This window comes from Microbacterium insulae (assembly GCF_042677065.1).
Taxonomy (GTDB): domain Bacteria; phylum Actinomycetota; class Actinomycetes; order Actinomycetales; family Microbacteriaceae; genus Microbacterium; species Microbacterium insulae.
In genome coordinates, this window is the sequence record NZ_JBHTII010000001.1 from 1,682,379 (window position 1) to 1,701,802 (window position 19,424).

At 68.7% G+C, this 19,424-nt stretch carries 18 protein-coding genes; 11 read left to right on the forward strand and 7 right to left on the reverse strand.

Features of this window, described 5'->3' with window-relative positions:
• Positions 1–3: 3 nt before the first annotated feature.
• The 4 genes from ACFQ0P_RS07855 (at position 4) to ACFQ0P_RS07870 (ending at position 5,237) form a co-directional block, all read left to right on the forward strand.
• Positions 4–1,590, forward strand: a complete 1,587-nt coding sequence (locus tag ACFQ0P_RS07855) for an FAD-dependent monooxygenase (RefSeq protein ID WP_204978078.1) — start codon at positions 4–6, stop codon at positions 1,588–1,590.
• Positions 1,587–2,564, forward strand: a complete 978-nt coding sequence (locus ACFQ0P_RS07860) for an amidohydrolase family protein (RefSeq protein ID WP_204978080.1) — start codon at positions 1,587–1,589, stop codon at positions 2,562–2,564. Before ACFQ0P_RS07855 ends, ACFQ0P_RS07860 begins: the two co-directional genes overlap by 4 nt.
• Complete coding sequence (locus ACFQ0P_RS07865) at positions 2,561–4,039, forward strand: aldehyde dehydrogenase family protein (protein WP_204978082.1); 1,479 nt, start codon at positions 2,561–2,563, stop codon at positions 4,037–4,039. Before ACFQ0P_RS07860 ends, ACFQ0P_RS07865 begins: the two co-directional genes overlap by 4 nt.
• A gap of 61 nt (positions 4,040–4,100) precedes the next feature.
• Positions 4,101–5,237 carry an amidohydrolase family protein gene (locus ACFQ0P_RS07870; protein WP_204978084.1) on the forward strand — a complete coding sequence of 379 codons (1,137 nt, stop codon included), beginning with the start codon at positions 4,101–4,103 and terminating at the stop codon, positions 5,235–5,237.
• A 30-nt stretch (positions 5,238–5,267) separates the two neighbouring features.
• Here ACFQ0P_RS07870 and ACFQ0P_RS07875 read toward each other — a convergent pair whose 3' ends face one another.
• The 7 genes from ACFQ0P_RS07875 to ACFQ0P_RS07905 form a co-directional block, all read right to left on the reverse strand.
• Positions 5,268–6,029: an SDR family oxidoreductase gene (locus ACFQ0P_RS07875; RefSeq protein ID WP_204978087.1), complete on the reverse strand. Its 762-nt coding sequence runs from the start codon at positions 6,027–6,029 to the stop codon at positions 5,268–5,270.
• Positions 6,026–7,360 (reverse strand): MFS transporter, encoded by a 1,335-nt coding sequence (locus ACFQ0P_RS07880; RefSeq protein ID WP_204978089.1) that lies wholly within the window; start codon positions 7,358–7,360, stop codon positions 6,026–6,028. Before ACFQ0P_RS07880 ends, ACFQ0P_RS07875 begins: the two co-directional genes overlap by 4 nt.
• Positions 7,357–8,460 (reverse strand): amidohydrolase family protein, encoded by a 1,104-nt coding sequence (locus tag ACFQ0P_RS07885; protein WP_378771837.1) that lies wholly within the window; start codon positions 8,458–8,460, stop codon positions 7,357–7,359. Before ACFQ0P_RS07885 ends, ACFQ0P_RS07880 begins: the two co-directional genes overlap by 4 nt.
• 2 nt (positions 8,461–8,462) lie before the next feature.
• Positions 8,463–9,335 carry an alpha/beta hydrolase gene (locus ACFQ0P_RS07890; protein ID WP_204978091.1) on the reverse strand — a complete coding sequence of 291 codons (873 nt, stop codon included), beginning with the start codon at positions 9,333–9,335 and terminating at the stop codon, positions 8,463–8,465.
• A gap of 33 nt (positions 9,336–9,368) precedes the next feature.
• Complete coding sequence (locus tag ACFQ0P_RS07895) at positions 9,369–9,800, reverse strand: HIT family protein (RefSeq protein WP_204978093.1); 432 nt, start codon at positions 9,798–9,800, stop codon at positions 9,369–9,371.
• Complete coding sequence (locus tag ACFQ0P_RS07900; RefSeq protein ID WP_204978096.1) at positions 9,797–10,669, reverse strand: NmrA family NAD(P)-binding protein; 873 nt, start codon at positions 10,667–10,669, stop codon at positions 9,797–9,799. The genes ACFQ0P_RS07895 and ACFQ0P_RS07900 overlap by 4 nt, the downstream gene beginning before the upstream one ends.
• A 73-nt stretch (positions 10,670–10,742) precedes the next feature.
• The gene (locus tag ACFQ0P_RS07905) at positions 10,743–11,429 is read right to left on the reverse strand and encodes a GntR family transcriptional regulator (protein ID WP_204978098.1); all 687 of its coding nucleotides are present in this window, start codon (positions 11,427–11,429) and stop codon (positions 10,743–10,745) included.
• Between the two features lie 117 nt (positions 11,430–11,546).
• On the opposite strand from ACFQ0P_RS07905, the gene ACFQ0P_RS07910 reads away from it, so the two are divergent.
• The 7 genes from ACFQ0P_RS07910 to ACFQ0P_RS07940 all read left to right on the forward strand — a co-directional run bounded on the left by ACFQ0P_RS07910 (position 11,547) and on the right by ACFQ0P_RS07940 (position 19,393).
• Positions 11,547–13,907 (forward strand): transketolase-like TK C-terminal-containing protein, encoded by a 2,361-nt coding sequence (locus ACFQ0P_RS07910; protein WP_204978100.1) that lies wholly within the window; start codon positions 11,547–11,549, stop codon positions 13,905–13,907.
• Between the two features lie 38 nt (positions 13,908–13,945).
• Entirely contained in the window at positions 13,946–14,557 is a 612-nt protein-coding gene (locus ACFQ0P_RS07915) for a VOC family protein (RefSeq protein WP_204978102.1), read from the forward strand.
• Between the two features lie 36 nt (positions 14,558–14,593).
• Complete coding sequence (locus ACFQ0P_RS07920; protein WP_378771840.1) at positions 14,594–15,424, forward strand: fumarylacetoacetate hydrolase family protein; 831 nt, start codon at positions 14,594–14,596, stop codon at positions 15,422–15,424.
• A 142-nt stretch (positions 15,425–15,566) separates the two neighbouring features.
• Positions 15,567–17,117, forward strand: a complete 1,551-nt coding sequence (locus ACFQ0P_RS07925) for a PucR family transcriptional regulator (protein ID WP_204978104.1) — start codon at positions 15,567–15,569, stop codon at positions 17,115–17,117.
• Positions 17,118–17,234: 117 nt separating this feature from the next.
• A complete protein-coding gene (locus ACFQ0P_RS07930) occupies positions 17,235–17,987 on the forward strand; it encodes an SDR family NAD(P)-dependent oxidoreductase (RefSeq protein WP_204978105.1) in 753 nt (250 codons plus the stop codon).
• A gap of 44 nt (positions 17,988–18,031) precedes the next feature.
• The gene (locus tag ACFQ0P_RS07935; protein WP_204978106.1) at positions 18,032–18,667 is read left to right on the forward strand and encodes an aspartate/glutamate racemase family protein; all 636 of its coding nucleotides are present in this window, start codon (positions 18,032–18,034) and stop codon (positions 18,665–18,667) included.
• A gap of 195 nt (positions 18,668–18,862) precedes the next feature.
• Positions 18,863–19,393: a flavin reductase family protein gene (locus tag ACFQ0P_RS07940; protein ID WP_204978107.1), complete on the forward strand. Its 531-nt coding sequence runs from the start codon at positions 18,863–18,865 to the stop codon at positions 19,391–19,393.
• The last annotated feature ends 31 nt before the right edge of the window (positions 19,394–19,424 follow it).

The window sequence follows — 19,424 nt, forward strand, 5'->3', positions numbered from 1 at the left end:
GACATGGCTGGATCCCCTCTCCCCGTCGTCATCGTGGGCGGTGGCCCGGTCGGTCTCGCGCTGGCCGAGGAGCTGTCGCTTCACGACGTGCCGGTCACGGTCATCGAACCGCGCACGGTCGTCGAGCACTCGCGCCCGCGGGCGAAGACCACTTCGGTGCGCACGATGGAGCACCTCCGTCGCTGGGGAATCGCAGGGCGGCTCCGCCAGGTCGCCCCCTTGCCCGTCGACTGGTCGCAGCGCGTGACCTTCGTGCAGACGGTGACGGGGCGCGAGATCACCCACGTCGACGGATGCCTCGGGCTCGCCGCCGACCCGGATCTCAGCCCCGAGCGCGCCCAGCAGGTGACCCAGCCTCTCGTCGAAGAGGTGCTGCGCGCCGATCTCGCCGCGAAGCCGGGGGTCGAGCTGCTCTTCGGATGGCGCGCCGTCGAGGTCGCCGACGGTGCAGACCACGCCGAGGTCGTCATTGAGAAGGGGACCGGTGAGCGGCGCACGATCGCGGCAACATGGGTCGTGGGCGCGGACGGACCCCGCAGTGTCGTGCGCGAGGCGATGGGCGCCCGCTACGAGGGTTCGCCCGCGGGTCGCCCGAACGTCAACATCACGTTCCGCTCGCACGAGCTCGCCGGTCTCATTCCCCACGCGCCCTCGATCCACTACTGGGTGCTGAACCCGGCGTCGCCGGGTGTCGTGGGCCCCCTCGACCTCGACGGCACCTGGTGGGCGATCTCCACCGGCACGCCACAGGTGGACGACCCCGAGCATGCGGCGCGGATCGTCCGAGACCTGGTCGGCGCCGACATCGACGTCGAGATCCTCGCGACCGACCCGTGGCAGGCGCGCACCCTGCTCGCCGACCGCTACCGCACCGGGCGGCTGTTCATCGTCGGCGACGCCGCCCACCAGAATCCGCCGTGGGGCGGCCACGGGTTCAACACCGGCGTCGGCGATGCCGTCAACCTCGGCTGGAAGCTTGCCGCTGTCCTCGCGGGCTGGGCACCTGAGGCCCTGCTCGACAGCTATGCCGCCGAGCGCCGCCCGATCGAGGAGCAGACGATCAAGCTGTCGTCCGCCAACATGGCCTCGCTCTCGACCGACCTCAGCAATCCGCTGCTGATGACCTCCGGCGAGACCTTCGAGCGTGCGCGCGCCGAACTCGGTCCCGCGATCTGGCGGATCAAGTCACCCGAGTTCTACAGCACCGGGCTCGTGCTCGGCTACGGCTACGGTCCCGCATCCCGTGACCAGGCCCCCACGCCGGCCGAGTACCTGCCCGCGGTCGCCGCCGGCAACAGGCTGCCGCATCGCCTCATCGGCGGACGCGCGGTCTTCGACGTCCTCGGACCATGGTTCACCGTCATCGGAACGACGGATGCCGTCACCCCGGTACTGGCAGAGGCGTCACGCCGCGGCATCCCGGTCACCCATCTCGAGACGGACAATCCTGCCGTCGTGCTCGTGCGCCCTGACCAGCACATCGCGCACGTCGGAGACGCCACCACCGATGAGACCAGGGCGTGGGATGCCGCCCTCCACGGGTTCACCGCCGCGGACACGTCCCCAGTGCAGAACGGACAGGTCGCATGAGAGTCATCGCCATCGAGGAGCACATGCTGCCCCGCGACATCGTGCAAGCCGCCGGCATCGACCTGGGCCTCCGTGCCGGCGAGCGAGCGGCAGCCCTCGACGACCTCGGCGAAGGCCGACTGCGGATCATGGACGAGGCCGGCATCGACATGCAGGTGCTCTCGGCGCTCAGCTACTTCGTGCAGGACCTCGCCCCAGCGCCTTCGGTGCGCTGGAACCGCGAACTCAACGACCGCATGTCCGCGACCGTCCAGCAGCATCCCGATCGGTTCCAGGCCTTCGCCGCCCTGCCGATGACGGATCCCGCCGCCGCGGTCGACGAGCTCACGCGGTGCGTCGAGGATCTCAGGTTTCTCGGCGCGATGATCCACGGGCAGACGCACGGCGTCTTCCTCGACCACCCCTCGGTGCGCCCCATCCTCGACGAGGCCGCGCGGCTCGACGTGCCGATCTACCTGCACCCGGCCCCCGCCCCTCCCGTCGTGCAGGAGGCCTACTTCTCCGGCCTCCCCGAAGCCGCCGCCGCGTGCCTGTCGACCTCGGGCTGGGGGTGGCATGCCGAGTGCGGCATGCACGTGCTGCGCATGGTCGTCGCGGGCGTCTTCGAGGAGCTGCCCGACCTCAAGATCATCGTCGGGCACATGGGTGAGGGCCTGCCGTTCCACCTCGAACGCATCGAGAACATGCTCAGCCCCGTCGTGGCCGGACACGCGCTCACCGTGGCCGAGACGCTGCGCCGCAACCTCTACCTGACGACATCCGGGTACAACTCCGACGCCCCGCTGCTGTGCGCCCTCGCCGAGTTCGGCGTCGATCACGTGCTGTTCTCGGTGGATCACCCGTTCGGCGACAGCGCAAAGTCGACGGCATATCTGCGGTCTGCGCCCGTGTCGGACGGCGACCGCGCACAGATCGCGCACGGCAATGCCGAAAGAGTCCTCGGCCTGCCGTTGAACAGTCAAGGAGCAGCATGAGCATCTTCACCGGCTCCGGCCCCACGCGGACGACGCACTTCATCGACGGAGCATGGACCGAGCCTGTCGGCCCGACCTTCCCGGTCCTCAACCCGCTCAACGACGAACTCGTCGCGGATGCAGCTGCCGGCACCGCCGCCGACATGCAGGCCGCCATCGACGCGGCCGCAGCCGCCTTCCCGGCCTGGGCGAACCTCGCGCCCGGCGCGCGGCAGCAACTGTTTCTGCGCGCCGCCGACATCGTCGACCGGCGGCACGACGAGCTCGTCGCACTGATGGCCGTCGAGGGCGGCGCGAGCCGGGCCTTCTCGTCGTTCCAGATCCGGCTGTCATCGGCGATGCTGCGTCAGGCGGCCGGGTGGGGCTACCTGCCCGCCGGCGACGTGCTGCAGAGCGACGCCCCCGGGCGCACGGCGATGGTCACCCGCAAGCCGCTCGGCGTCGTCGCGGGGTTCACCCCGTGGAACGGCGCCTTCTACCTCGCGTGGCGGACGTTCCTGCTGCCGATGGCGTTCGGCAACACGACCGTCATCAAGCCGTCGGAGCTCGCGCCGATATCGGCGGGGCTCATCCATGCCGAGATCCTGCACGAAGCCGGGTTCCCGCCCGGCACGTTCAACGTCGTCACGAATGCGCCGGGGGATGCGGCATCCGTCGCCGAGGTGTTCTTCGAGAGCCCTGCCGTGCGTTGCATCAACTTCACCGGATCCGACAAGACCGCGCGGATCCTCGGCGAGCGGGCGGGACGAGCCCTCAAGCGCATGGTGCTCGAACTCGGCGGATTCAACCCGGTGCTGGTGCTCGACGATGCCGACATCGAGGAGTCGATCAAGGCCGTGACCTTCGGGGCGTTCCTGCACCAGGGCCAGGTCTGCATGAACTCGCGCAAGGTCTACGTGCACCGATCCGTCCACGACGAGTTCGTCGCGCGGCTGGCAGATCGGGTGCGTGCGCTCAAAGTCGGCGACCCCACCGATCCCTCGGTTATCATCGGCCCGCTCATCACCGACAGCGCCGTGGAGCAGATCGACGAGCGCGTGCGCGATGCGATCGATCGCGGTGCCACTCTTGTCACTGGAGGACGTGCCGAGGGGCGTATCTACCACCCGACGATCTTGACGAACGTTCCCTCCGACGCGATCTGCACGACGGGGGCCGATGAGACCTTCGGGCCGCTGCTGGTGATCGAGGCGTTCGACGACCTCGACACGGCGCTCCGCGATGCGCAGAGCACGCCCTATGGGCTCAGCGCCTCGATCATGACGCGCGACCGCGCGCGCGGCTTCGACATCGCGCAGCGGTTCGACGCGGGCATCGTGCACGTCAACGCGCCGACGATGGCGAGCGAAGCGGCGCTTCCCGTGGGCGGAGTGAAGGACAGCGGCTGGGGCCGCTCGGGTCACTACGCCGTCGAGGACTTCACCGAAGTGCGGCTGACGACCATGAGCAGCCATCCCGGCCGCTATCCCTTCTGACACACCGCCCGAGAGAAACACCGAACCCGCTGCAACGAAGCAGCGAGAAATGGATGCCGACATGACCTCTGAATCACCGGCGACGCGTACCGCCATCACCGGCGTCCGCGTCTACAGCAGCGGCTCGCTCGGCGCTCCGACGACCGTCGTCGTCGAGGACGGACTCCTCTCCGCCGACACGTCGATTGAGGGCGCAGTCGTCATCGATGGCGCCGGCGGCACGCTGCTCCCCGGTCTGATCGATACCCACGTGCACGCGCGCAGCCGTGGACACCTCGAGGCCGCGGGTGCGGCGGGCGTGACCACGCTGATCGACCTGGGTTCGCCCGATCTCGACCTGCTCCACTCGCTGCAGAACCTGCCGGGGCTCCCCGACCTCCGCAGCTCGGGCCACTCGGCGAGCGGCCCGGGTTCGCACTTCATCGTGAAGATGGGGATGCCCGTGAGCAGCGGCGTCGACGGACCTTCGGATGCTGCGCGCTTCGTGCGCGAGCGGAAGGCCGAAGGTTCGGAGCTCATCAAGATCCTCATCGAGGACCCGAAGTTCCCGGGCGCGAAGCCGCTGTCGACCGAAACGGTCGCTGCGATCGTCACGGCTGCGCACGATGCCGGCCTGCTGACGGTCGCACACGTCGTGAGCGCGTTCACACTTCGATCGGCGCTGGATGCCGGAGTGGACGTCGTCACGCATGCTGCACTCGGAGGCGAGTTGGACGCCGAGACGCAAGCGCTCATCGCGAAGAACGGCACCGTGATCATCCCCACGCTGGGGATGATGCACGGCATCGTCGAGACCATCGGCGGCAAGATGATGATGAAGATCGTTGGCACGCTCGTGCCCGCCGCGCGCATGAAGTACCGGTTCGCCGAGGCCACCGTGGGTGTTTTCCACGCCGCGGGCAACACCGTGCTCGTCGGCACCGACTCCAACGACAGTCATGAGGCGCCCTTCAACGTGCCGTTCGGCGAGGGGCTGCACGACGAACTCGCCCGGCTCGTCGCAGCCGGCCTCACGCCGTCGGAGGCGCTCGATGGCGCGACGGCGAAGGCCGCGGACGTCTTCGGCCTCACCGACCGCGGGCGCATCGCCCCAGGGCTCCGGGCGGACCTGGTGCTGATCGACGGCGACCCGACCACGCAGATCGCAGTGACCCGGAACATCACCGGTGTGTGGATCGGTGGCGACCGGGTCGGGTAGTCGCTGCGGGCAGCGCCCGCGGCCGGATCGTCACGACCCGGCCGCGGGCGCCAGCATCATGTCGTTGAACCGGGCCGTGATGCCGATGTCGTCTGTTCGCTGCGCATCGCGGCGCTCGCGAGCCCGTGCGACGTAGGCCTCGGGCTCGCCCGTCTCGAGCGCGGCCAGGGTCTCTGCGAGAAACTCGTCGAGCGGCATCGCGCGGGCATCGGTCAGGTTGACCGGCTGCAAAGCCGTGCGCGTGAGCGGGGGCGCGATCTCGATCATCGCCGGCCCGTCATCGCCGAGGAGGTACCGCAACGACAGCGTGTACGAGTGCATCGCCGCCTTCGTCGCTGAATACAGCGCCGAACGCGCGAGCGGCGCGTAACCGAGCATGGACGTCACGTTGATGATCGCGGCATCCGGAACGGATCGCAGGTGCTCGATGAAGGCCGAGACCAGCCGGATCGGTCCGAGGAGGTTCGTCTCGACAGTGCGCACGAGGTCACGGTCGTCGAGGGGCCGCGTCACGTCGTCGTCGATCATGATCCCGGCGCAGTTGACGAGCACGTTGAGCTGTGGATGCCGCGCGAGAAGCGTCGATGCCTTCGCGGTGATGGCGGCTGCATCCGATACATCGAGCAGTGCCGTCTCGATGCCGGGATTCGCCCTCGCTACCTCGTCGAGCAGATCTGCTCGGTGTCCGGCGACGATCACCGAGCTGCCGCGCGCGTGGAAGGCCTCGGCGAGACCCCGGCCGATGCCGGAGCCGCCGCCGGTGATGAGGACCGTGCTCGCGCCGAGCCTCATCGCGCGCTGGTATCCGGAAGCGCGGCCGCGCTGACGGCGCTCTCCATGCGCTCCGAGGTCGATTCCGTCGCACGGCCGGGAACCGCGAGGGCGAAGACCGCGCCGAGCACTCCCACGATCGCGAAGGCATAGAAGTTCCACGCTGCGGGGAGCCCGGAGTCGAGCACCCTCGCACCGAGGATGGGGCCGACGATTGCGCCGATCCGGCCGACCGCGAGCGCCCAGCTGAGGCCGGTGCCGCGGAGGTCGCCCGGGTAGCGAGTGACGATGAAGGCGTTGACGAGTGCCTGCGACCCCATGAGTCCGAAGCCCGCGACGAAGAGCAGGATGATGAGCAGCCACAGGGCCGGCTTCTGCGCGATGAGGATGAGACAGATCGCTCCGGCGAGGAAGGCGATCACGGTGACCCGCTTCGGGCCGACGGCATCGGCGACGCGTCCCCCGATGATCATTCCGACGCCCGCGCCCGTGGCGACGACGGCGGTGAGCAGGAGCGCGGAATCGAGGGCATAACCCTGCGCCTGCATGATCGTGGGCAGCCAGGCGGTGATCCCGAAGACGAGGAGCAAAGCGCACGCCGCGGTCAGCCAGAAGAGGATCGTCGCCGCCTTGAGTCCCGGGCGGAACAGCACGCGCAGGCCGACCCCGCTCGCCGCGTCATCGGTCGCGGCGGGCAGTGGGATGCCCATGCCGTTCGACAGCTCCTGTGCCAGCTCGCGGCGACCCGTACGCACGAGGTGCACGGGGCTCTCCGGGAACAGGCGAATGACGAAGGGGATCGCGATGACGGCGGGGATGACCCCGGCGATGAAGACCCAGTGGTACGACTGGCCAGAGAGCAGGACGGCTGCCAGCAGCGGCGCGCACAGCCCGCCGAGTGCCATACCGGCCATTACGATGCCGATGTTGCGGGCGCGACGGCCGGGCCGCGAGAGGTCGGCGACGTACGCCAGCAGCGTGGGCAGCATGATGCCGAGTCCGATGCCGACGAGCGCGCGCCCGCCGATGAAGACGCCGGCGGTTGGCGCGATCGCATTCACTGTCATGCCCAGCGGTATGACAAAGCTCGACGCGATGATGAGACGGCGCGGTCCGACCCGGTGTGTGAGGGCTCCCGAGAGCGCGGCGCCGAGGAGCATTCCGACTGCAGTGGCGGCGCCCGCGATGCCGGCGAGCGTCGACGTCAACCCCAGCGAAGGCTCCTCGAGCATGCTCGGCACAGCGACTCCGAGCGAGGCGAGGTCGTAGCCCTCGAGGATGGCCAGGGCGAACGCGACGGCGAGCAGGGTGCGCTCGCCGATGGGGCGGGCGAGGGTGCGGGATGTGGTCATGATGCGGATGCTCCGTTCGAGGCGGTGAGGGCGGGGGAGACGGGTTCGCCCGCGAGCCAGACGCCGCGGATCGAGCGTGTCGCGGCGACGTCGAGTATCGGATCGTTGTCGAGGAGTACGAGGTCTGCGCGGCATCCCGGTGCGATCGCGCCACGGTCTTGCAGACCGAAGTGCTTGGCGGCGACGCAGGTCGCTGAGCGGAGGGCGTCGAGGGGTGAGAGGCCTGCCTCGACGAGCAGGGCGAGCTCGTCGTGGAGGCTGCTGCCGAATGCGGGAGACGCGGGTGCGGCGGGTGTTTCGTTCGCGTCCGTGCCCGCGAGAATCGGGACGCCGGCGGCGTGCAGGGCGCGCACGGACTCGCGCGCGGGTGCGTAGGAGGGGCCAGGAACCGTCGCCGCCGTGAGCCGGTCGACGATGCCCTTCATCATGGTCAGGGTCGGAACGAACACCGCCCCCGCGGCTGCGAGGCGCTCGGCTTGTGCGGGGTCGATGGGGCGGTCGAGCGGCACATGCGTGAGCACGTCGACGCGCGCCGCTTCGGCCATGGTGACGGCATCCAGCCGCGAAGCATGGGCGACGACACGGAGTCCCCGATCGTGCGCCGCAGCGACGAGCGCGTCGACGGTCTGCTGATCGAATCCCGGCAGGTCGATGACGAACTTGAGGTAATCGGCGCCCTGCGCGATGCGGCGCTCGACGATCGTCGCGGCGTCCGCGGGCCCGGCGACATGCGATTCCTGCGCGCCGGGCACGAGCTTCATCCGCTCGGCGTGCGCGCTCGACGGGGAGGTGATGGCGATCATCGCGCTTCGGATGTCGGTGACACCCGCGCGGCCGCGCATCGCCTTCACGAGCGGTTCGGGCGAGCTCATGTCGAGGCCGGTCGTGACGCCCACCGCGACCAGCAGCTCCTGCGTGTGCGGTCCGGCGAGGTGGATGTGGCAGTCGATGAGGCCGGGGATGAGAAAGCCCCCGGCCCCGTCGACGATGTCGGCATCCGGTCCTGCGTCCGCCACGATCAACCCGTCGACGATCGCGACATCGTGCGTCGTGAAGCCGTCGCCGTCGAAGACGTGGACGTTTCGCAGGACCGTCGCCACGATCAGACGGCGGCCGTCGCTGCGGCAGACTTGGCGAAGGCGAGCTGCGCGTCCTGGAACTCGCCGCCGGCGAGGTGGAAGTCGATGCAGTGCCCGCTGCCGAGCTGCAGCGCGGTGTCGATCGAGGCCGCCGACGTGAATCCGCCGCGGAACTCGTCGATCTCCTCCTGGCTCGTGACCCAGAGCGCATCGAACTCGCCCTGGCGGTGCAGCACCGGCACGGTGACGCGTCCGCACACCTCGGCCCGGCGCTCGATCCAGCCGCCGGTGATGTCGAGCAGCTCGACCTTCGGCACGAGGGTGTTCGAGGGGTGGCTTGCCGCGGGCATATCGTCCGTGTACGACCCGGCCGGTCCGAACATGACCATGTCCTTCATTGGGACGGGAAGGTCGATCATCGGGATCGGGGGCAGTGCCTCCCACGCGCCGCGCGACTCGGCGGGAACGCGCACGAGGCATCCCGAGATGGCGAGACCCTGGAGCGGCCACGACGGCTGCGATGCTGCGATCGCCGTCGCGACGGCACCGCCGATCGAGTGGGCGATGATGACGACGCCGGATGCCGCACCGCCGTGCTGCTCCCAGATCTCGCCGATCGCCGTGTTCAGCACCTCGGCGTTGGCCAGAATGATCGAGTCGTCGCTCTCGAGCGGGCTCGATCCGGCATAGTTCGGGCGATCGAGGGCGATGACGGGAACCCCGGCGGCCTCGGCGCGGTCGAGGAGCGAGTACCCGGGGATGTCGAAGTACTCCGACGTATAGGTGCCGCCGTGCAGTGCGATCACGAGCGGTGTGCCCGCGGTCGGCTCGACGCTGTTGCGGCGGCCGCTGTAGGTGCGGCCGTCGGCGGTGGTGTGGGTGAACGAGGTGGACATCGTCGTCCTTTCGGGTTGTGGTGCGGGGTCGGGTCAGAGGAGGGCGGGAGGCCGAGTGAGGGTCGCGCGTACGTCGGCGGCGACAGTGAGCGCGGCGCCCCGGTCGCGATTCGCTTCGCGGAGCGCCAGGATGCCGGGGCCCCGGTGCTCGGGGGCGAGGCCCGCCGGGCGGGCGATGACGAGGAAGTGGAAGTGCGGATAGTTCTCGCCAAAGCTCATGAAGTACACGCCGGCGGCCCCGGTCGTCTCGCGGATCGCGTTCGCGATCCGCTGCGACACCGTGCCGAACCTCGCGGCCTCGTCGGCGGACAGCTCGGGCCATCCTTCGGCATGCCGGCGCAGGCGCAGAACGTACCACCCGGGCACGTCGTATCCCTCGGCGACGTCGCACGACCAGGCGTCGTCGCGGAACACCACGGCGGAGGAATCAGCCGCTTCGAGGTCGCACGGCAGGCACGCGCTCATGCCGGCACCCGCTGTGATGCGACGGACTCGTCGAGGAACGCCTCGATTGTGCGGGGCGCTGCCCCGGTGATCTCGAGCACGGTGTCGGTGACGAACTCCGACGCGCGGGCGGCGAAGAGCTCGTACATCTCGCGGAAGTGGTCCGCCTCCCATTCGGCCATGCCGCGGCCGACGAGCGAGTCGCGAACCTGGTCGAGGCTGACGTCGATGACGGATGCCGGCTCGCCGCTTCGTGCCGAGATCAGCTCGGCCAGTTCGGCGTACCCGACCGATCGGGGGCCGGTCAGCGCGAGAGTCTGTCCGTCCCAGTCGTGTCGCGTGAGCACCTCGGCCGCGACGGCGCCGACGTCGCGGGCGTCGATCAGGCTGATGCCGGCTGCGCCGATGGGGTTGATCACGCGGCCGGTGTCTCGCAGGGCCGACAGCATCAACTGGCCGACGAGGACTTGCATGAACGAGTTGGGTCGCAGGATGACGAAGGGCTGACCGCTGTCCTGCAGGACCCGTTCGACCTCCCAGTGCTCGCGGCACGCGTACGGTCCGTCGGGCGTGATGGCCGAGGAGGTGCCCGAGAGCTTGACGATGCGGATGCCGGTCCGCCGCAGCGCGCGGATGACCCCGAGTTGCAGGTCGGCCATCGCGAAGCTGTGCGGCGACAGAAGGAACACGCTGTCGATTCCCTCGACGGCGGACGCGAGCACCGCCGGGTCGGTGACGTCTCCCGCGAGGATCTCGACGTCCTCGCCGAGAAGCGCCTGCGCGCGGTCGGCGTCGCGGACCAGAACCCGCGGTCGGCCGCCCCGAGCGAGAACCTCCGATACCACGTGGGGTCCGATGTTCCCGGTGGCACCGAGGACCAGGATCGACATCTTCGTCTCCTCGCTATTCGCTACGATATATCCTGCATGGTAAGTCGTCTACGTGCGGTGCACAAGAGCCGCCTCAGTGCGCTTCGATCGCGCGGATGTGGTCGCGGATGCGGTCTTCGTTGCCCGAGAGGTGTTCCCGGAGGGCTGCCATCATCGCCTCGGGGTCGCTTTGCAGTGCTGCATCGCGCAGCTGCCGATGCTTGTCATACCGACGCTGTCGCTCATCCTCGGTGATCTGTGTCGGATCGAAGACGAGGTGCGTGTACCGCTCGGCCGCCATCCACAGGGTGTGCAGCACGCGGTCGTCCCACGCGTTCGCCGCGGGGTGCACGAGGGCTTCGTGGAAGTCGTAGTGCCCCTGCCATGCGACCTCGGGGTCGAGGTCGCGGCTCGCTTCGAGCAGCTCGTCGAGACGAGAGATCTCTGAGGAGTCGCGACGGCCCGCCGATGCGCCGGCGAGGGGGAGCTCGATCTGGTAGCGCAAGCGGTAGATCGCTTCGAGGTCGCTCGTGCTGAGAGGTGCCACGCTCGCGCTGCGCGCCTGGCGGAGGACGATCAGCCCCTGGGACTCGAGTCGGCGGAGTGCTTCGCGAATCGGGATGTGGCTGACGCCGAGTTGGGCGGCCAGGTCGCGGATCGAGAACTGCTCGCCGGCAGGGAGGGCGCCGGTGAGCACTGCGCGGCGGATCTCGGAGGTCACGAGGTCGACGGCCGAGCTGTTGGCGCTCGCCACCGAGCGGACTTGGCCATCCAGTGCCATGCGGGTCTCCTCGTGTTCGTTCGTGTCCATGGTGTCAGGCCGACGAGGAAGAATCGGCGTCGCCACGTTGCCATCGCTACTGTATAAGATATATCCTGTGCCGACAAGGGGGTCATGATGGCGACGACAACGCACCGTACGGCGGAGACCGCCGACGCATTGGACGTGTTCGAAGCGATCGAGCGCAAGGTCCTGTGGCTGTCGACGGCGATCATCGACGCAGCCAACGCACCGGGCCGCCGGGATCCTGACGGGCTCAAGGTCGGCGGGCACCAGGCCTCCAGCGCGTCGATGGCGACGATCATGACCGCCCTCTGGTTCACCACTCTCGGTCCTGAGGATCGGGTCTCGGTGAAGCCGCACGCCTCGCCGGTCCTCCATGCGATCAACTACCTGCTCGGCCAGTTGACTCCCGAGCAGCTCGGCACGCTCCGCGCCTTTCACGGGCTTCAGAGCTACCCGAGCCGGTCGAAAGACCCCGACACGGTGGACTACTCCACGGGGTCGGTGGGCATCGGTGCGACCGCGCCGATCTGGGGCGCGATCGCCCGGCGATTCGTGGCCGACACGGCAGGCACCCAGCGCAGCGCAGGCCGGCAGTACTCTCTGGTCGGAGACGCCGAGCTGGACGAGGGCGCGGTGTGGGAGGCCGTCCTCGACCCCACCGTGACCGACCTCGGCGAGATCGTCTGGATCGTCGACTTCAACCGGCAATCCCTCGACCGCGTGGTGCCGAACATCTCGGCCACCCGCCTGCAGGCGATGTTCGCCGCCGCCGGGTGGCAGGTGATCACGCTCAAGTACGGCCGATTCCAGGCCGAGCTGTTCGCTCGACCCGGTGGGGAGCACCTGCAACGACGCATCGACGAGATGTCGAACCCCGAGTACCAGCGCCTTCTGCGCTGCGCGCCCGCAGAACTGCGTGATCGACTGCCCGGGACGGGTGCGGGCGCACCCGCCATCACCGAACTGCTGGCCGGCCTCGACGATGCTGATCTCACCCGCGTGATACGCGGCCTCGGCGGCCACGACATCCCCGCCCTGGTGGATGCCTTCGAGGCGATCGACGACTCCCGCCCGACCGTGATCTTCGCCTATACGATCAAGGGCAACGGGCTCCCGAGCGCCGGGCACCCGCAGAACCACTCCAACCTGCTCAAGCCCGAACAGCTCGCACTTGTCGCCGAACAGCTCGGCGAGGACGTCGGCGACCCGTGGCGCGGATTTCCGGCAGACTCCGCCGAGGCGCTCGTGTGCGCGTCGGTGGCGGAGCGCTTGCGCCGCGCACCCTCAGTGGACGTATCGCCGCCCGCAGTTCCCGAGGACTTCGGTCGTGAGGTGAAGGGCCGAAGCTCCACGCAGCAGGCCCTCGGGCGGCTGCTGCTCGACCTCACCCGCGTGGCGCCGGAGGCTGCGCGCCGCGTCGTCACCGTCGCGCCGGATGTGGCCTCGAGCACCAACCTTGGCGGCTGGGTCAACAAGGCGGGAGTCTGGTCGCCGTCCGCCAAGCGCGACTGGTTCGCCGACGACGCCGAGACGATCCTGCACTGGGACGAGCGACCGACCGGCCAGCACATCGAGCTCGGCATCGCCGAGGTCAACCTCGTCAGCCTGCTCGGCGAGCTCGGCGCCACCTGGAGCCGGTGGGGCGAACCGGTGTTCCCCATCGGAACGCTGTACGACCCGTTCGTGACGCGCGCGCTCGAGCCCTGGTCCTTCGGGGTCTACGGCGGCGGCCAGTCGATCCTTGTCGGGACACCGTCGGGCGTGACGCTCGCCGCCGAGGGCGGCGCCCACCAATCGATCATTACCCCCTCCGTCGGCATCGAGCAGCCGGGCGTCGTCGCGTTCGAACCCGCGTTCGTGCAGGACTTCGAGTGGTGCATGCTCGACGCGCTCGCGCGGTTGGGACGCCTGGGCGGCTCCTCCAGCTACTTCCGCCTCACATCCCGCGTGATCGATCAGGCGCTCGCCGACGTGCCCGCCGACCCAGCCGCGCGGGAGCGTCGTCGCAGACAGGTCGTCGCGGGCGGGTACGCACTGCGGCGGGTGCCGCACCCCGACGTCACGCTCGTGGGAATGGGCGCGCTGATGCCAGAGGTGCTGATCGCGGCAGACCGGCTCGAGGCGCTCGGAATCTCGGCCGATGTCGTGTGCGTGACCAGCGCCGACCGCCTGTATCGGGCCGTACGGGCGCGCACCGGGCATGCGTCGACGGACGCCGGTGCCAGCGATCCGGCGATCATCGAGCAGCTCTTCCCCGCCGAACGCTCCACCCCGATGGTCACGGTCCTCGACGGCCACCCTCACACGCTCGCGTTCCTCGCAGCTGTGCGGGGGGTGCCGAGCATCAACCTCGGCGTGACCGAGTTCGGACAGACCGGAACGCTGCAGGAGCTCTACCGGCTCCACGAAATCGGGCCTGACGCGCAGATCGCCGCCGCCCTCGACCTCGTACAGTCCTCCCCGCGTCGCTGACGCACCCATCCCATCCAATCCCTCGAAGGAGAGAGAATATGCCCGAGAACAAGGCGACCAACTGGCCGGCGAACCCGCCCAAGCTGCACCACACCACGTTCACCACACTGCGGATGAACGAGATGGTCACGTGGTACGGACTGGTGTGCGGGCTGCGGCCGGTGTTCCAGAGCGACGAGGCATCGTGGCTCACGAACGACGACGCCAATCATCGCATCGCGCTGCTTTCCCCTCCCGGACTTAAGCACCCCACAGACAAGGGGCACGAGACCGGCATCCACCACACCGCCTTCGAGTTCTCGACGTTCGACATGTGGATGAACAACTACATCCGCCTGCGCGACCACGGCATCCTGCCCTTCCTGCAGCTCGACCACGGCATCACGATGTCGGTGTACTACCAGGACCCCGACGGCAATGGCGTAGAGATCCAGGTCGACGGCTTCGGCGACTGGGCCGACTCGAGCGAATGGATCGCCAACGCGAAGGAATTCGCCGAGAACCCGATCGGCACGTTCTTCGACGCCGAGAAGCTCGTCGCCGCGCGCGACGCCGGGCTGTCGTTCCAGGAGATCCACGAGAGGACCCGCGCGGGGGAGTACCTGCCCGAGGTGATCCCTGAGGACATCTTCCTACCGGAAGTGTGGTGACCGCGCGTGCGCATCGCAAATCGCTCTGATCGTCTCGTGCTGGTCGACGGCGACTGGGCCCTCGACGTCGAGAGGGCCAGTGGTGGGCGCTTCGCCGCCGACCCGAGTGCAGTCTTCTCCCGCTGGCCCGAGTTCGCCGAGTGGGCGGGGTCGGTTGACGTCGCCGCGGACGAGCGGGCCGAGGTCTTCGAAGCATCCGAGCTGCGGGCTCCCTCGCCGCGACCGCGACAGGTCATCGGCGTCGGTCTGAACTACGCCGATCACGCGCACGAGGCTGGCCTTCCCATCCCCGAGCATCCCGTCGTGTTCACGAAGTTCGCGTCGGCCGTCGCCGGACCGGACGTCGACGTGCGACTTCCGGGCTCGACCGTTGACTGGGAGGCCGAGCTCGTCGTCGTGATCGGCACGGGGGGCCGCGACATCCCCGAGTCCGAAGCTTTGAGCCGGATCGCCGGTTACACAGTGGGCCAGGATCTCTCCGAGCGCACCGTGCAGTGGCAGGGGATGCCCGCTCAGTTCAGCATGGGGAAGTCGTTCGAGAACTTCGCACCGATCGGACCCTGGATCGTCACGCTCGATGAGTTCAGCAACCCGAACGAGCTCGCGATCTCCGCGACCATCGCAGGCCTGGACGGCACCGAGACTCGTGTCCAGGACAGCTCTACAGCGCAGCTGATCTTCCCCGTCGGGGAGCTCATCAGCCGGCTCTCCAAGACGCTCGAGCTTCTTCCGGGAGACATCGTCTTCACCGGAACGCCGCCCGGCGTTGGTGCCGGCATGAAGCCGAACCGCTACCTCGTACCGGGCGAAGTGCTCGTCACCGAGATCGCGGGAATCGGGCACATCACGCAACGATTCTCGGACTAGGGGCACAAGAAGGTCGCATTCACCCCGGCATTGCGCGTGCGCCGCCCTGCGAGGTTGGCAATGTCCTCTCGCATAGGACACTCGGCATCAGTTATATCTGAGTACAGGCCCGACGAAGGCCGGCGGCGCGTAGACTCCAGCGATGACCCGGATCGACGCACAGTCGAACGCTCCCGCGACGACGTCCCCCAACGGCGTCACGGTCCGCGATCTCGTCGGATTGCGCTATCTCCAGGCGACGGTGCTCGCCGGCGAGGCAGGCTTGGATCAGCGGGTGACGTGGGCACACGTCTCGGATGCATTCGACCCGTGGAACTGGCTCGACCCGGGCGACCTCGTGCTGACGTGCGGGTACATCCTTCCCGAGACGCCACAGGATCAGGTGACCTTCGTCGAGCGGCTGGCGACGGCAGGGCTCAGCGGTCTCGTCGTCGGCGAAGACGAGCGATGCCCTCCCATATCGGGCGACATGCTGGCTGCCGCGGACCGCATCGGCTTTCCGGTGATCTTCGGTGCGCACACAGTCGGCTTCGCCCAGTACGTGCGGTTCGTCGCCGCGGCCAATGCCCGCGCGGAGAACCAATCGTTCACGAAGATCGCGCGCGTGCACGGTGAAGTCATGGCCAGCCTCCGCGAGGACCTCGCCGGCACGGAATTCGTCGATCGCCTCAGCCACGTCGTCGACTGCCGGCTCCTAGTCGTGGATCCCGAGATGTGGGAGCCGCTCGTACGCGGAGCATCCACCCCCGCGCGCGAGTGGAAGGACGCCTACGACGAAGAGGTCCGAAGGTCTTCCGGAAGGGCGCCTTTCGTGATGAACCTGACCGTCGGCGACCAGAACGCGCTTGCGATGCCGATTCCGAGCGAGCGATCGGCCTGTCTCATCGCCTTCCCCAAGGGAGGGGTGAAGCCGCAGCTCGCGGTGCTGCAGCAGATCGCCGCCGCGTGCTCCCTGGAGATCGCGCGCGTCGACGCGGAGGTCGAGCGTGCTCGCCGGTCAGGAGCGGGTCTACTCAACGACGGGCTGAACGGCCGGTTCGAACCGGCCGTCCTGACGGAGCTCTTCCGGGGCCGCCGCATCCACGGCGATCTCCGCGCCCTCGCGATCGACGGTTCGCCGGCCGCCGTCAACAGGCTGGCGCGGAGTTGGCTCGTGCGCCGCATTCCCTTCTTGTTGGGAGAGATCGGCCACGTCGCCATCGCGGTCGTGCGCGCCGACGACGTCTCCCAGGCCGACCTGGAGGAGCGCACCGCACTCGAGGGATGGCGCGCTGGGATCAGCGATGTGTTCTCCGGTGCGGGCAACCTCGGCGATGCCGTCCGTCAGTCGCGGTGGGCACTGGAGACGGTGAGCCCGAGTGTGGCCGCCCTTGCCCTGTACGGCGACGGCAGCCCCACTTTCCTGCCGCGCACGCTGGTCGAGTCGAGACTGGCAGCCGACCGAGTGCTCGGCCCGCTCATCGAGTACGACCGCACGCAGGGCTCTGATCTGATCCAGACTCTCCAGGTGTATCTCGAATGCGATCGGTCGCCCAGTCGCGCAAGCGAGCAGCTCTTCGTCCACACTCAGACGGTCAACTACCGCATCGCCCGCATCCAGGAGCTGACGGGACGGTCGATGCGCTCGACCGCAGACGTCAGCGAACTCTGGTTCGCGCTGCGCGCACTGGCGCTCTCGCAGTCCGCTCAGTGAGCGGTCGATTGTGTGCCAGTACAACGCGGGGCCGCCACGTTCGGCGCTGGGACAGTGGACAGTCGCGCTCCCGGCCGAGAGGCTTCATCCGCAATAGCTCCCGTCGAGAGGAATCACATGAGCACATTCGAAGGACGTAGCGTCATCGTCACCGGGGTGGCTTCGGGCCTGGGAAGCGCTCTGGCCAGGGAGTTCGCGGCGGAGGGCGCTCTGGTTCTCGGGTGCGACGTGAACGACGAGGCGGGCGCCGCGGTGATGGAGGGGATCGGCGTCTACCGGCACACGGATGTCTCGAAGGAAGCTGAGGTCGCCGCGCTCGTCGACTTCGCGGTAGAGAGTTGGGGACGGCTCGACGTGCTCGTCAACAATGCCGCGATCCAGGTGGAGAAGGAACTTGCCGACACCACCGAGGAGCAGCTCGATCGCGTTCTCGCCGTCAACCTCAAGGGTCCGTTCTTCGGCTGCAAGCACGCGATCCGGGTGATGCGGGGTGCCGGCGGCGGGTCGATCGTCAACGTGTCCTCGGTCGTGGCTCTCGCCGGAGACCCGATGCTCGCCGCGTACGGCGCGGCGAAGGGCGGCGTGCTGGCAATGACGAAGTCGGCGGCCGTGCGGTACGGCCGGGACGGAATCCGGTGCAACACCGTCTGTCCGGGTGATATCCAGACCCCGTTGGTGGAGGCGTACTTCGCCGCGGCCGAGGACCCTGCGGCCCTGCGGGCTCAGGCGGAATCCGAGTATCCCCTCGGACGGATCGGCCAGCCGCGTGAGGTCGCTCGTGCCGTGCTGTTCCTCGCGTCCGACGATGCGAGCTTCATCACCGGCGAAGCGCTCGTAGTCGACGGCGGCGTGCTCGCCGAGATCTACTGATCATGCGCTTGGGAATCGTCCATACGGTCCCTCAACTCGCACCCGTGTTCGGGGATCTCGCCGGTGAGCTTCTCCCCGGCGTCGAAACCGTCGTGATCGCCGACGAGCTGCTGCTCAAACGCACGGTTCGCGATGGAGAGGTCGACGAACTCACGCGACAGCGGCTGGCGGATCACGTCTCGGCGCTCACCGAGTTCGGCGCGGACGCGATCCTCGTCACCTGCTCCTCCGTCGGCGACCTGGTCGACGACATCTCCGCAGACACCGCAGTGCCGGTGATCCGGGTCGATCGGGCCATGGCCGAGCGCGCCGTCCGAATGGGGTCGGCCGTCGGGGTCCTCGCGACACTGCCCACGACCCTCGCCCCGACAACCCGCCTGATCATCGCCGCGGCGGAGGAGGCGGACCGGGACGTGTCCGTGGTGCCCGTGGTGTGCGAAGGTGCCTTCGATGCGTTGAGTCGAGGCGATGCTGCCGGCCACGATCGGATCGTCGCGGAGTCGTTGGACCGTCTGGCCGCCGAGGTCGACGTGGTGGTGCTGGCCCAGGCATCCATGGCGCGGATCGCGGCCACACGTCCTGCCGGCGGCACTCCCGTGCTGTCGAGTCCGAGACTCGCTGTGGAACGCCTCGCTCAGCAGTGGGATCGCATCGCGGCCGGCACCTATATCGAGCCATAAGGCGTGCGCGGAGGTTCGTTCCCGCCTCCAATGGTCCGGCGTGGGCATATCCCGCACCATCGAAGGTATGAAGCGATTTCCGACTTCCCGGGACGTCAGTCCCACCGGCATCAGCCGGTTAGGGATCGAGTCCGAGATCGCAGCGGTCGAGACATCGCCATGCCCGGCCATCGCCTGAGTAGAGGAGGGAAAACCATGACCATTGCAGCTCCGTACACCGAGACCGCGCTCTCGTCCGACGATTTCAAGGCGGCGTTCCGCCAGCACCCCGCGGGTGTCGCCGTCATCACGGCGGATGCGGGGCGTGGCCCGGTGATGCTGACGGCGACGTCGGTCGCGTCCGTCAGCGCAGACCCCGCACTCTTGATGTTCTCGCTCTCGGCCAATTCGTCGAGCACTCCCACCATCCGCCGCGCGGAGACGGTCGTCGTGCATCTGCTGGGGGCGGGGCAGCTCTCGCTCGCGCAGCTCGGCGCGACAAGCGGCATCGACCGATTCGCCGACACCTCGCTGTGGGACAGGCTCCCCAGCGGTGACGTGTACTTCCCGGGTGCCCGTGCGTGGATCCGCGGCCGGGTGCTGACGTCGATGGATGCCGGCGGATCCGCGATCGTGCTCGTCGAGGCGATCGAGGCGAGCGCGCAGGAAGGTGCCGACGACCAGGTTCCTCTGGTCTACTACAACCGCACCTGGCATGAACTCGGCGATCACAGCCAGATCGGCTGAGTGTCGGCATCCGATAGACATCCCTCGCGTA